General features: G+C 38.1%; 10 protein-coding genes. All 10 read right to left on the bottom strand.

Going from position 1 to position 14,683, the window contains the following annotated elements; all coding sequences use genetic code 11:
• Positions 1 to 35: 35 nt before the first annotated feature.
• The 10 genes from rpsJ to rplL all read right to left on the bottom strand — a co-directional run bounded on the left by rpsJ (position 36) and on the right by rplL (position 14,670).
• Positions 36 to 344, bottom strand: coding sequence for a 30S ribosomal protein S10 (gene rpsJ / locus AB3U99_RS00740; protein WP_009336571.1), 309 nt, complete (start codon positions 342 to 344; stop codon positions 36 to 38).
• A 525-nt stretch (positions 345 to 869) separates the two neighbouring features.
• Positions 870 to 2,057 carry an elongation factor Tu gene (gene tuf, locus AB3U99_RS00735; protein WP_400244848.1) on the bottom strand — a complete coding sequence of 396 codons (1,188 nt, stop codon included), beginning with the start codon at positions 2,055 to 2,057 and terminating at the stop codon, positions 870 to 872.
• Positions 2,058 to 2,175: 118 nt separating this feature from the next.
• Positions 2,176 to 4,251, bottom strand: a complete 2,076-nt coding sequence (gene fusA / locus AB3U99_RS00730) for an elongation factor G (protein ID WP_400244846.1) — start codon at positions 4,249 to 4,251, stop codon at positions 2,176 to 2,178.
• 47 nt (positions 4,252 to 4,298) lie between these two features.
• Complete coding sequence (rpsG, locus tag AB3U99_RS00725) at positions 4,299 to 4,769, bottom strand: 30S ribosomal protein S7 (protein WP_341191340.1); 471 nt, start codon at positions 4,767 to 4,769, stop codon at positions 4,299 to 4,301.
• Between the two features lie 40 nt (positions 4,770 to 4,809).
• On the bottom strand, positions 4,810 to 5,232 hold the full coding sequence (rpsL, locus tag AB3U99_RS00720) for a 30S ribosomal protein S12 (protein ID WP_341191339.1): 423 nt from the start codon (positions 5,230 to 5,232) through the stop codon (positions 4,810 to 4,812).
• A 101-nt stretch (positions 5,233 to 5,333) separates the two neighbouring features.
• Positions 5,334 to 5,582 carry a 50S ribosomal protein L7ae-like protein gene (locus AB3U99_RS00715; RefSeq protein WP_400244843.1) on the bottom strand — a complete coding sequence of 83 codons (249 nt, stop codon included), beginning with the start codon at positions 5,580 to 5,582 and terminating at the stop codon, positions 5,334 to 5,336.
• Positions 5,583 to 5,805: 223 nt separating this feature from the next.
• Positions 5,806 to 9,405, bottom strand: coding sequence for a DNA-directed RNA polymerase subunit beta' (gene rpoC, locus AB3U99_RS00710; protein ID WP_400244841.1), 3,600 nt, complete (start codon positions 9,403 to 9,405; stop codon positions 5,806 to 5,808).
• A 206-nt stretch (positions 9,406 to 9,611) separates the two neighbouring features.
• Positions 9,612 to 13,172, bottom strand: coding sequence for a DNA-directed RNA polymerase subunit beta (gene rpoB / locus AB3U99_RS00705; protein ID WP_400244839.1), 3,561 nt, complete (start codon positions 13,170 to 13,172; stop codon positions 9,612 to 9,614).
• Positions 13,173 to 13,422: 250 nt separating this feature from the next.
• Complete coding sequence (locus AB3U99_RS00700; RefSeq protein ID WP_400244837.1) at positions 13,423 to 14,028, bottom strand: class I SAM-dependent methyltransferase; 606 nt, start codon at positions 14,026 to 14,028, stop codon at positions 13,423 to 13,425.
• A gap of 282 nt (positions 14,029 to 14,310) precedes the next feature.
• The gene (rplL, locus tag AB3U99_RS00695; protein WP_016204548.1) at positions 14,311 to 14,670 is read right to left on the bottom strand and encodes a 50S ribosomal protein L7/L12; all 360 of its coding nucleotides are present in this window, start codon (positions 14,668 to 14,670) and stop codon (positions 14,311 to 14,313) included.
• Positions 14,671 to 14,683: the final 13 nt, after the last annotated feature.

Genomic DNA, 14,683 nt, shown 5'->3' with positions numbered 1-14,683 from the left:
GTCACACCTCCTGATAGTTTAAATGTTTATTTCAATTATAATTTAATTTCGATATCTACACCTGATGGTAAATCCAGACGCATTAGTGAATCAACTGTTTGTGGAGTTGGGTTCACGATGTCGATTAGACGTTTATGCGTACGCATTTCAAACTGTTCACGAGAATCTTTATATTTATGAACCGCACGTAGGATTGTGTAAATAGACTTTTCTGTCGGTAACGGAATTGGTCCAGATACAGCAGCACCAGAACGTTTTGCAGTTTCAACGATTTTCTCAGCTGATTGATCTAAAATTCTATGATCATACGCTTTTAAACGAATACGAATTTTTTGTTTTGCCATTACTTTCCCTCCTTTTCGCCTATTTTAGAATAGACATTCTCCGCAGGAATTTCCCACACACTCGCCATGGCAAAGCGGCCGGGTGTGTCAGCAACCTCCCGCATCATCGCAGTCAAAGACCAACATTGTTTATTATACATAAAAACGCCTAGAAAAGCAACAACAATTATTATTTTTCTTTCGTTTTAGTACACTCAGATTATTATACATATACTGTCACGATTTTTCAACCCAATGTATAATAGTCAGTCAATTAAAAGCTAATGATAATTTGATTGAACTAATCTATTAATACGACTTTTTTATTCTAACAAATATGGATTGTAGTTTATATAGAAAGATATTGGAAATCTCTTTTCTTCTATATTAAATAACTCTAACTAGTATAACTGATCTCCATGCTCTTTAAACCTAACCAACTTATCTATTTCTTATGTAATTTTAATTCTTACATATAATCTTTTACTAGGATTACTGTAAACAAAAAACAAGCTGAAGAATCAGCTTGTTTTTTTAAAAAAGTTATTACTCAACGATAGTAGCAACTACACCAGCGCCTACTGTACGTCCACCTTCACGGATAGAGAATTTAGTTCCTTCTTCGATAGCGATAGAAGAAATTAATTCAACATCCATTTCGATATTATCGCCAGGCATAACCATTTCTACGCCTTCAGGTAAGTTACAAATACCAGTTACATCAGTTGTACGGAAGTAGAACTGAGGACGGTAGTTTGTGAAGAATGGAGTATGACGTCCACCTTCTTCTTTTGATAATACGTAAACTTCAGCTTTAAATTTTACGTGTGGAGTAATTGTACCTGGTTTCGCTAATACTTGACCACGTTGGATATCTTCACGAGCAACCCCACGAAGAAGTGCACCGATGTTATCTCCAGCTTCTGCATAATCAAGTAATTTACGGAACATTTCAACACCAGTTACAGTAGTTGATTTTTTCTCTTCAGCTAAACCGATGATGTCTACAACGTCACCAACTTTAACTTGTCCACGCTCAACACGACCAGTAGCAACTGTACCACGACCAGTGATTGAGAATACATCCTCAACTGGCATCATGAATGGCTTGTCAGTGTCACGTGCTGGAGTTGGGATATATTCATCAACTGCAGCCATAAGCTCAGTGATTTTTTCTTCCCAAGCAGCTTCTCCTTCAAGAGCTTTAAGAGCAGAACCTTTAATTACAGGAATATCATCACCAGGGAATTCATATTCTGATAATAGGTCACGTACTTCCATTTCTACTAATTCTAATAATTCTTCATCATCAACCATATCACATTTGTTTAGGAATACTACTAAGTGAGGTACACCAACTTGACGAGAAAGAAGGATGTGCTCACGAGTTTGTGGCATAGGACCATCAGTAGCAGATACTACTAAGATTCCGCCATCCATTTGAGCAGCTCCAGTGATCATGTTTTTAACATAGTCAGCATGTCCTGGGCAGTCAACGTGTGCATAGTGACGAGTTTCAGTTTCATACTCAACGTGTGCAGTTGAGATTGTGATTCCACGCTCACGCTCTTCTGGAGCAGCGTCGATTTGATCATAACCGCGTGCTTCAGCTCCACCTGCTTTTGCAAGTACAGTTGTGATAGCAGCTGTTAATGTAGTTTTACCATGGTCAACGTGACCAATAGTTCCGATATTTACATGGGGCTTAGAACGATCGTATTTAGCTTTTGCCATTAGGAAAATCCTCCTTTGATTTGTAAAAAATTAAGTATTTTTATAGAGCTGTGATTATTCATCACAGCTTTACTGCTTACATAGTAGTTATACTTCATTAAAAAGGTAAAATCAACAATTACCCTTTATTTTTTTTGATGATCTCTTCAGAGATTGATTTCGGTACTTCTTCATAATGGTCAAACACCATTGAGAATACTCCACGACCTTGCGTGCTTGAACGTAATGTCGTAGCATAACCAAACATTTCAGAAAGAGGAACCATTGCGCGAACTACTTGTGCGTTACCACGAGCTTCCATACCTTCAACACGTCCACGACGTGAAGTAATATTACCCATGATATCACCCATGTATTCTTCAGGAATGATAACTTCTACTTTCATAACAGGCTCAAGAATTACAGGACTACATTTAGATGCTGCATTTTTCAATGCCATTGAAGCAGCGATTTTGAACGCCATTTCAGATGAGTCAACATCATGGTATGATCCATCAAATAATTTAGCTTTGATGTCTACCAATGGATAACCAGCAAGTACTCCTCTTTGTAATGCATCTTCTAGTCCTGCTTGGACTGGAGCGATGTATTCACGAGGAACAACACCACCGACGATAGCATTTTCAAATTCAAATCCTTTTCCTTCTTCATTTGGAGCGAATTCAATCCAAACGTGACCATATTGTCCACGACCACCAGATTGACGGCTGAATTTCCCTTCAACTGATGCAGATGAACGGAATGTTTCACGGTAAGCAACCTGAGGCGCACCAACATTAGCTTCAACCTTAAATTCACGACGCATACGGTCTACAAGAATATCTAAATGAAGTTCACCCATACCAGCAATGATAACTTGACCAGTTTCCTGGTTTGTATGCGCACGGAATGTCGGATCTTCTTCTTGTAATTTTTGTAGTGCAGTTGTCATTTTATCTTGGTCAGCTTTTGATTTTGGTTCAATAGATAATTCGATAACTGGCTCTGGGAATTCCATGGATTCTAAGATTACTAAGTTCTTTTCATCACATAGAGTATCTCCAGTTGTAGTATCTTTTAAACCAACTGCTGCTGCAATATCACCAGCATGTACTTCTGTAATCTCTTGACGGCTATTTGCATGCATTTGAAGGATACGTCCTACACGTTCACGCTTGCCTTTTGTAGAGTTTTGTACATATGAACCTGAGCTCAATGTACCAGAATATACACGGAAGAATGTCAGTTTACCAACGAATGGATCTGTCATTACTTTGAATGCAAGAGCAGCAAATGGCTCATCATCACTTGAATGCTTTTCGATTACTTCATCAGTATCAGGAAGATTACCTTTAATTGAAGGTACGTCCAATGGAGATGGTAAGTAATCAATTACAGCATCAAGCATTTTTTGAACACCTTTGTTTTTGAAAGCAGATCCACAGATTACTGGATAGAATTCAACGTTAACTGTACCTTTACGGATAGCAGCTTTTAACTCATCAGTAGTGATTTCTTCACCACCAAGGTATTTTTCCATTAGATCTTCATCAAGTTCTGCTACTGCTTCAACCAATTTTTCATGGTATTCATCAGCTAACTCTTTGTATTCTTCTGGAATTTCACGTTCTTGAATATCTGTTCCAAGATCATTTCCGTAGAATGTTGCTTTCATTTCAACTAAGTCAATGATACCTTCGAATTGATCTTCAGCACCAATTGGTAGTTGAATTGCATGAGCGTTTGCTTGCAAGCGATCATGCAAAGTTTTTAATGAATAAAGGAAGTCTGCACCGATTTTATCCATTTTGTTTACGAATACTACACGAGGTACACCGTAAGTTGTTGCTTGACGCCAAACTGTTTCTGTTTGTGGCTCAACACCTGATTGAGCATCAAGTACTGCAACAGCACCATCAAGTACACGAAGAGAACGTTCAACTTCAACAGTGAAGTCTACGTGCCCTGGAGTATCGATAATGTTTACACGGTTACCTTTCCATTGTGCAGTTGTAGCTGCTGATGTAATGGTAATTCCACGTTCTTGTTCTTGCTCCATCCAGTCCATCTGAGATGCACCTTCGTGAGTTTCACCAATTTTGTGGATACGACCAGTGTAATAAAGTACACGCTCGGTTGTAGTCGTTTTACCAGCATCAATGTGTGCCATGATACCAATATTACGAGTGTTTTCTAAGGAGAACTCTCTTGCCATTTGGTCTTTCTCCTTTCATAATGAAAGTATTTTTGTAAATAATAATCTTACCAACGATAGTGAGCAAACGCTTTGTTCGCTTCAGCCATTTTATGTGTATCTTCACGTTTCTTCACAGATGCACCAGTGTTGTTTGCTGCATCTAGAATTTCGTTAGCTAATCTTTCTTCCATTGTTTTCTCACCGCGAAGACGAGAATAGTTAACTAACCAGCGAAGACCTAAAGTTGTACGTCTTTCAGGACGAACCTCCACTGGAACTTGATAGTTAGAACCACCAACACGGCGTGCTCTTACTTCAAGAACTGGCATGATATTCTTTAATGCTTGATCAAATACTTCAATCGCTTCTTTTCCAGAACGCTCAGCAACGATTTCGAATGCTGAATATAGGATAGCTTGAGATTTCCCTCTTTTACCATCAATCATCATCTTGTTGATTAAACGAGATACAAGCTTTGAATTGTAAATTGGATCTGGTAACACGTCTCTTTTTGCTACAGGACCTTTACGTGGCATTTGATTTCCTCCTTTCGATTATGCTATAAAATCTAATTTATTATTTTTTAGCTGCTTTTGGTTTTTTAGTACCGTATTTAGAACGACCTTGCATACGGTTTGTAACACCAGCAGTATCAAGCGCACCGCGTACGATATGATAACGTACCCCCGGTAAGTCTTTTACACGTCCTCCACGGATTAGTACAACACTATGTTCTTGTAGGTTGTGACCAATACCAGGAATGTATGCTGTTACTTCGATACCGTTTGTTAAACGAACACGTGCATATTTACGTAATGCAGAGTTTGGTTTCTTCGGTGTCATTGTACCAACACGAGTACATACCCCACGTTTTTGAGGTGCAGATACGTTTGTTTGTGCTTTTTTGAAACTGTTATAACCTTTGTTTAACGCAGGAGACTTCGACTTCTCTTCAGCAGATTGACGAGGCTTGCGTACTAATTGGTTAATTGTAGGCATTTCTTTTTCCTCCCTTCCTTTTATGTTTGAAGCCCACACATCCAGGTGGTTCATATTAGGGCAAAAACAAAGTTTTCATGGCAAATTCCATAAAAACAGTTTTAATTAATTATGGCAACAGTTGCTGCGCCTACTTCTATTCCACATGATTCGCCGAGCTTCTTCATGGATTCAACAAGTATAATTGGAATGTTAACTTCTTCGGCTATCTCAGATACTTTTCTAATTAACATTGGATCAGCATCTTTTGCAACAATAACTTCAGTCGCTATTCCTTTTTTTAACGCTTTTACTGTTTGCTTTGTTCCTACTACTATTTTACTTGCCTGTAGTACTTTTTCATAAGACATTTTTTATATCCTCCAAAGTAACAGGTGAATAGGAGCACCTTTGTTATAGTATCATCTATAAATTTTTATGTCAATTATTTTCCTAAAAAACTTTACTAGTAATTATATTTTTTTCCTAAAAGTCATGGTTTATGAGGATTTATCGAGCATCTAATAATGATAGAATCGATAGAATCCCCATAATAACCATATTCTTTCTTTTTTCAGGAATAAATCAATTTATTTACTCTACAATAACCGACTCTTCTGTTTGTTCTTCTACAGTAATTGGCTCTGCATAGCGATATCTTGGCATACCTGTTCCAGCCGGAACCAATTTACCAATAATTACATTCTCCTTTAATCCTAGTAATTCATCACGTTTTCCTTTAATCGCAGCATCTGTAAGAACTCTTGTAGTTTCTTGGAATGATGCAGCGGATAGGAATGAATCCGTTTCAAGAGACGCTTTCGTAATTCCTAGTAAAACTGGTCTTCCTGTTGCTGGAAGTTTTCCTTCTTTTAAAGCTTTTGCGTTTGCATCCGTAAATTGGTGAATATCTAATAGTGTACCTGGTAATACATCCGTCTCACCAGCATCCACTACTCTGATTTTACGTAACATTTGGCGAACCATTACTTCTACGTGTTTATCCCCAATTTCTACCCCTTGCATACGATATACTTTTTGTACTTCGCGAAGTAGATACTCTTGTACTGCTGTAACGTTTTTCACTTTAATTAATTCTTTCGGATCAATAGAACCCTCTGTTAATTCCTGTCCTTGTTCTACAACATCATCGATCTTAACTTTCAATCTTGCTGTGTAAGGAGCAGTATATGTTCTAGTTTCTAATTCACCTTGAACAACAATTTCATGTTGACGGTCTCTGCCTTCATTGATACCAACAATTATCCCTGCCATTTCAGTAATAACCGCTTGCCCTTTTGGATTACGAGCTTCAAATATTTCCTGAATACGAGGTAAACCTTGTGTAATATCGTCTCCAGCAACCCCACCTGTATGGAATGTACGCATTGTTAACTGTGTACCTGGTTCCCCGATTGATTGTGCTGCAATAATACCAACAGCTTCTCCTACTTCCACCTCTTGGCCAGTTGCTAAGTTGCGACCATAACATTTTTTACATACTCCATGACGAGTATTACATGTAAATGCAGAACGAATCCACACTTCTTCAATATTAGCTTCTACAATTTCCACAGCTAAATCTTCTGTAATCAGTCCATTTTCAGGAACAAGTACTTCCTTCGTTTCTGGATGTCTAATGGCCTTTCTTGCATATCGTCCAATTAAACGCTCATCCAGGGATTCAATAATTTCTGTCCCCTCTTTAAGAGCAGAAACCAATAATCCTCTATCTGTACCACAATCATCATCACGGACAATAACATCTTGTGCTACATCTACTAGACGACGAGTTAAGTAACCAGAATCTGCTGTTTTCAGTGCTGTATCGGCAAGACCTTTACGAGCACCGTGAGTAGAAATAAAGTATTCTAATACTGTTAATCCTTCACGGAAACTTGAGATAATCGGCAATTCAATGATTCTACCAGCTGGGTTGGCCATCAAACCACGCATACCAGCAAGCTGTGTAAAGTTAGATGCGTTACCACGGGCACCTGAGTCACTCATCATAAAGATTGGATTTCGTTTATCCAAGGACTTCATCAGCTTCGCTTGGATTATATCTTTCGCAGAGCTCCAGATAGAAATTACGCGATCATAACGTTCTTCCTCGGTAATTAACCCACGTCTAAATTGTTTCATGACATTATCAACTTTACCTTGCGCTTCTTCGATAATTTCTTGCTTTTCACCTAATACAACGATATCAGCTACACCAACAGTAATACCCGCTTTTGTGGAATGTTTGAATCCTAGATCTTTCATTCTATCCAACATCTTAGAAGTTTCAGTAATCTTGAATCGTTTAAATACTTCAGCGATTATATTCCCCAAAATTTTCTTCTTAAACGGCTCAAGAATTGGCAACTCTCTGATAGTAGCAGGCACATCTACACCTGGCTCAACAAAATATCTTTCAGGAGTTTTTTCTTCTAAGTTTGTTTTAGTCGGTTCGTTAATATATGGGAAAGATTTCGGTAAAATTTCATTGAAAATTAATTTACCAACTGTCGTTAATAACAATTGATTATTTTGCTCTTCTGTAAATGTTTCATTATTTAAAGAGCTAGCACGTACTGCTACACGAGTGTGTAAATGTACATAACCGTTTTGGTAAGCCAATATTGCTTCGCTTGTATCATTGAAAATCATACCCTCTCCAACAGCACCTTCACGTTCTAATGTTAGGTAGTAGTTTCCTAATACCATATCCTGTGAAGGAGTAACAACCGGTTTACCATCTTTTGGGTTCAAGATGTTTTGAGCTGCAAGCATAAGTAAACGTGCTTCCGCTTGTGCCTCAGAAGATAAAGGAACGTGAACCGCCATTTGGTCTCCATCAAAGTCAGCATTGTATGCTGTACATACTAGTGGATGAAGGCGAATCGCACGGCCTTCTACTAAAGTTGGTTCAAATGCCTGGATTCCCAATCTATGTAGAGTTGGGGCACGGTTAAGCAATACTGGATGCTCTTTAATTACTTCTTCAAGCACATCCCATACTTCTGGTTGAAGTCTTTCAATTTTTCTTTTTGCAGACTTGATATTATGAGCAATACCTTTTTCTACTAACTCTTTCATTACGAAAGGCTTAAACAATTCAATTGCCATTTCTCTAGGCAGACCACACTGATACATCTTTAAGTTCGGACCAACAACGATTACCGAACGTCCAGAATAGTCAACACGTTTTCCTAGTAAGTTTTGACGGAAACGTCCTTGTTTACCTTTTAACATGTGAGAAAGTGATTTAAGTGGTCTGTTACCAGGACCAGTTACCGGACGCCCACGACGACCGTTATCGATCAGTGCGTCAACCGCTTCTTGAAGCATACGTTTCTCGTTTTGAACGATAATACTTGGTGCTCCTAAGTCTAATAATCTTTTTAAGCGATTATTACGGTTAATTACACGACGATATAAATCATTTAAGTCAGAAGTTGCAAAACGTCCACCATCTAATTGAACCATAGGACGTAATTCTGGAGGAATTACTGGAAGTACGTCAAGAATCATCCAAGAAGGTTCATTACCAGAACCACGGAATGCTTCTAATACTTCTAGTCTTTTGATTGCACGTGTTCTTCTTTGACCTTGTGCAGTTTTTAATTCTTCCTTTAATGCTTCTACATCTTTATTTAAATCAATATCAGATAGTAGTTTTTTGATTGCTTCAGCTCCCATAGAAGCTTGGAATTTCACGCCGTATTTGTCACGGTATGCTCTATATTCTTTTTCTGAAAGAAGTTGTTTTTTCTCAAGAGCAGTATCACCTGAATCTGTAACTACGTAAGAAGCAAAATAAATAACTTCTTCCAAAGCACGTGGAGACATATCTAAAACAAGTCCCATACGGCTTGGGATTCCTTTAAAATACCAAATATGTGAAACTGGAGCTGCTAATTCGATATGACCCATTCGCTCACGACGAACTTTTGCACGAGTAACTTCTACTCCACACCGATCACAAACTACACCTTTGTATCTAACACGCTTGTATTTACCACAGTGACATTCCCAGTCTTTTGTAGGACCAAAAATACGCTCACAGAACAAGCCATCTTTTTCCGGTTTTAAAGTACGATAGTTAATTGTTTCTGGCTTTTTGACTTCACCAAATGACCAAGAACGGATTTTGTCTGGTGAAGCTAGACCTATTTTCATATATTCAAAATTATTAACATCCAACAAGGGTCCTACCTCCCTTTCGATCTTCAGGCTTTTGCCTTACTTAAAACTTCTTATATACATTTATAATCAAAGACAGGCCGTCACAAAAGGGTCTGACCTCACGTGAATAATCTAATTATAAAAGATATATAAGGATCTTCTATCTAGATATCTTCATGGTGGAGTCTGACCCTTTCGTTTTTAGACAGGCCTTGTTCATTACTTTATTATTCTTGCATGCCTACCTTTTCTGACTCAGGCTCTTTTGTTTCCGAAACAATCGTAAGAGATTCAGCTTGATGAATGTCATCATCATCGTCGGTGTCTCTCATTTCGATTTCTTCTTCCGTGCTAGATAAGATTTTTACATCTAACCCTAAACTTTGTAGCTCTTTCATTAATACACGGAATGATTCAGGTACTCCTGGCTCTGGAACATTTTCTCCTTTAACAATTGCTTCATACGTTTTCACACGACCAACAACGTCATCTGATTTAACAGTTAGAATTTCTTGTAAAGTATACGCTGCTCCATAAGCTTCAAGCGCCCAAACCTCCATTTCTCCAAAACGCTGACCACCGAATTGAGCTTTTCCTCCTAGTGGCTGTTGCGTTACTAAAGAATATGGTCCTGTTGAACGAGCATGTAGTTTATCATCAACCATGTGAGCAAGTTTGATCATATACATAACTCCAACGGATACACGGTTATCAAATGGTTCACCTGAACGTCCATCATAAAGTACTGTTTTCGCATCCTGTGCCATTCCAGCTTCTCTAATTGTTTCCCATACGTCTTCTTCACGAGCACCATCAAATACCGGAGATGCAACATGGATGTTTAGGCTTCTTGCAGCCATCCCTAGATGCAATTCTAATACCTGACCGATGTTCATACGTGATGGTACACCTAGTGGGTTTAACATGATATCAACTGGTGTTCCGTCTGGTAAATATGGCATATCTTCTTCTGGTAAAATACGAGAGATTACCCCTTTGTTACCGTGACGACCAGCCATCTTATCGCCTTCATGGATTTTACGTTTTTGAACAATGTATACACGGACCAATTGGTTAACACCTGGTGGTAATTCGTCTCCATCTTCTCTATTGAAGACTTTAACATCATGAACAATACCGCCGCCGCCATGTGGAACACGTAAGCTTGTATCACGAACTTCACGTGCTTTTTCACCAAAAATAGCATGTAATAAACGTTCTTCTGCTGTTAATTCCGTTACCCCTTTAGGTGTAACTTTACCAACTAGTAAATCTCCATCTTTCACTTCTGCGCCGATTCGAATAATACCGCGATCATCTAAGTTGCGTAAAGCATCTTCCCCGACATTCGGGATATCACGTGTAATTTCTTCCGGTCCTAACTTTGTATCACGAGATTCTGATTCATATTCTTCAATATGAATAGAAGTATATACATCATCTTTTACTAAGCGTTCGCTCATGATAATAGCATCCTCGTAGTTGTATCCGTCCCATGTCATAAAGGCAACTAATACGTTACGACCAAGTGCTAATTCACCAAGCTCCATAGAAGGTCCATCTGCTAGAACTTCCCCTTTTGTTACTTTGTTTCCAACAGCAACAATTGGGCGTTGGTTATAGCATGTACCTTGGTTTGAACGAACAAATTTAAGCATTTTGTATTTATCAAGATTTCCTTTAACTTCTTGACCATCTACTTCCGAAATACGTCTAACCCAAACTTCACGTGCTTCTACATGTTCAACAATACCAGGATACTTACAGATAACCGCTGCACCAGAGTCTTTTCCTGAAACGTACTCCATTCCAGTTCCTACTCTTGGAGCTTCCGGCTGCATTAAAGGTACTGCTTGACGTTGCATGTTCGCACCCATCAAGGCACGGTTAGAGTCATCGTTTTCTAAGAACGGGATACATGCTGTCGCAGCAGATACAACCTGCTTTGGAGAAACGTCCATATAGTCAATACGCTCACGCTTAACAACAACGTTCTCATCACGGAAACGCGCAACTACATCTTCATCTAAGAAAGAACCATCTTCTCCTAAACGAGAGTTCGCTTGGGCAACAACGTAGTTATCTTGTTCATCAGCAGTTAAATAATCAATTCTTGATGATACTTTACCTGTTTCAGGATCAACACGTCGATATGGTGTCTCAATAAACCCGAATCTATTCACTTTTGCATAAGAAGATAAAGAGTTAATCAAACCAATGTTTGGTCCCTCAGGTGTTTCAATCGGACACATACGGCCATAGTGAGAATAGTGAACGTCACGAACTTCCATTCCTGCACGTTCTCTTGTTAAACCACCAGGTCCTAATGCAGATAGACGACGTTTATGCGTTAATTCTGCTAATGGGTTTGTTTGGTCCATAAATTGAGAAAGCTGAGAGCTTCCAAAGAACTCTTTAATTGATGCGATAACAGGTCTAATATTGATTAACTGTTGCGGAGTAATGGTATTCGTATCTTGAATAGACATTCTTTCACGAACAACACGTTCCATTCTAGATAAACCAATACGGAATTGGTTTTGTAACAATTCACCTACAGAACGTAGACGTCTGTTACCCAAATGGTCAATATCATCTGTTAAACCTACCCCATGTAATAGGTTAAAGAAATAGCTGATAGAAGCAATGATATCTGCAGGAGAAATGTTTTTCACAGCTTCTTCTACGTATGCATTACTAATAACATTAATTTCTTTATCCCCTTCATCTAACGGCGAATAAATTTTCACCGATTGCACAACAACATCATCTTCTAACACGCCACCATAAGGGCTTAGTTTTTTGAATCCAATATTGTTTTCTAGATTTGGAATAATGCGATCAAGCGCACGGCGATCTAAAAGTGTTCCTTTTTCAGCAATGATTTCTCCTGTTTCAGGGTCCACTAATGTTTCCGCCAAACGTTGACCAAACAATCTATTTTTTATATGAAGCTTTTTATTGATTTTATAACGACCTACATTTGCAAGATCATATCTTTTTGGATCGAAGAATCTTGATACCAATAGACTTTTTGCATTTTCAACAGTAGGCGGTTCACCAGGACGCAGACGCTCATAAATTTCTAATAGCGCTTTGTCTGTTCCTTCTGTGTTATCTTTTTCTAAAGTATTGCGTAAATATTCATTGTCACCGATCAATTCAAGAATCTCCTGATCAGAACCAAATCCTAATGCACGCAACAGAACAGTAACCGGAAGTTTACGTGTACGGTCAATACGCACATATACAACATCCTTTGCATCTGTTTCATACTCTAGCCATGCTCCACGGTTAGGAATAACCGTTGCGGTAAATCCTTTTTTTCCGTTTTTATCGAGCTTCCCATTATAATAAACACTTGGAGAACGTACTAACTGAGAAACGATAACACGTTCCGCACCATTAATAACAAAAGTACCAGTTTCAGTCATAAGCGGGAAATCACCCATGAATACATCTTGGTCTTTTACTTCTCCTGTTTCTTTATTCACAAGACGGACCTTCACACGCAAAGGTGCAGAATATGTAACATCTCGCTCTTTCGATTCTTCCACTGAATACTTAGGATCGCCTAAGCTATAATCAATGAAATCAAGTGATAAATTGCCAGTAAAATCTTCAATAGGTGAAATGTCCTGGAACATTTCTCGCAATCCCTCATCTAAAAACCATTGATAGGAAGAGGTTTGGATTTCAATAAGATTTGGTAATTCTAAAACCTCACTAATTCGTGCGTAGCTTCTCCGCTGGCGGTGTCGTCCATACTGAACAAGTTGACCTGTCAACTGATTCACCCCTCAAATCAAACGTTATAGTACATCTATTAACATCTTATAAAAAAGGCTTAAAAAAACCCGTTTTTATAAGACAAAAAGAAAAAGGGTTTTCCAATCAAAAAACCACATTTTCATATTTCTAATATTATTCTGTTAGTTTTTCCTTCTCACACCAATTTTATACAATAAGTTGGATAAAATTGCGAGTTTCAGAAAAATATTATATTGGCATTTTACAATGCTATCACAACAAAAAGGACTAGTCAATCTTTTTTGCTTGAATTATAAAATACCCTTTTTTCTTTTCTACTACATTTACCTCTTTAAAAAACTCTTCTAATTTCGTGATAGCTGATGGAGCGCCTTGTTTCTTTTGAATCACTACCCATAGCTCACCATTTGCAGCTAAATGTTCATAGCTTTGTTCAAAAATATCATGGACTACTTTTTTCCCTGCTCTAATCGGCGGATTAGTCAAGATAGAAGCGAACTTGTTCGCTTTCACATCAAGAAGTCGATCACTTTCATAAATTTGTGCATTTCCAATACCATTTTGCTGTGCATTTTCTCGTGCTAATTCAATCGCTCTTAAATTAACATCTACCATATGAACCATTCTATCTGGATCTGCTTTTGCAACAGAAAGACCTATCGGACCATAGCCACAGCCTACATCCAAAACATCTCCATCTATATTTGGAAATGTATAGGTTTCAATTAATAGTCTAGAGCCAAAATCAACTTCTCTTTTAGAGAAAACCCCATTATCTGTTTTAAAACGTATTGTATTACCTTTAAGCGTAAAATTCCAGTAATTCGGATCGCTATTTACATTCTGGGTTCGGGAATAATAATGTTCTGTCATACGAACACCTCCTTAGGAGAATTTATATAAGGAAGACCACTTGAGGATTAATTGCAAAGCAAGGCAATTCTTGCAATGAATCAAAAAAAGCGCAGATGACTTTTAAGCTATCACATACAGTCAGCAGACTTCTCCCATATCTTCTCACATAATTCACTTACACAAAAAGATGGTTTCAAACGCCATTCCCACTGGGCTGATTGTGACTAGATGCTTCTTAAGCCTCATACACTTTAGGAAAAAAAAGCCCGCTATTATAGCGAGCTTCTTTTTTAACTAACATTACTTAACTTCAACGTTAGCTCCAACTTCTTCAAGTTTAGCTTTGATTTCTTCAGCTTCTTCTTTAGAAGCTCCTTCTTTAACTGCTTTTGGAGTGTTGTCAACAAGTTCTTTTGCTTCTTTAAGACCAAGACCTGTGATTTCACGTACAACTTTGATAACTTTGATTTTTTGGTCTCCAGCAGATGCAAGAACTACATCAAACTCAGTTTTTTCTGCAGCAGCTTCTCCGCCACCTGCAACTACAGCTACAGGAGCAGCAGCAGTTACTCCAAATTCTTCTTCAATTGCTTTTACTAAATCGTTTAATTCTAAAACAGTCATATTTTTAACTGCTTCTAAGATTTGTTCTTTAGACATTATATTTTTCCTC

It is taken from the genome of Niallia tiangongensis, assembly GCF_044704065.1.
GTDB classification, from domain to species: domain Bacteria; phylum Bacillota; class Bacilli; order Bacillales; family Cytobacillaceae; genus Niallia; species Niallia tiangongensis.
Note: the sequence above shows the minus strand (reverse complement) of the source record. Positions and strands in the feature narration are given on the sequence as shown.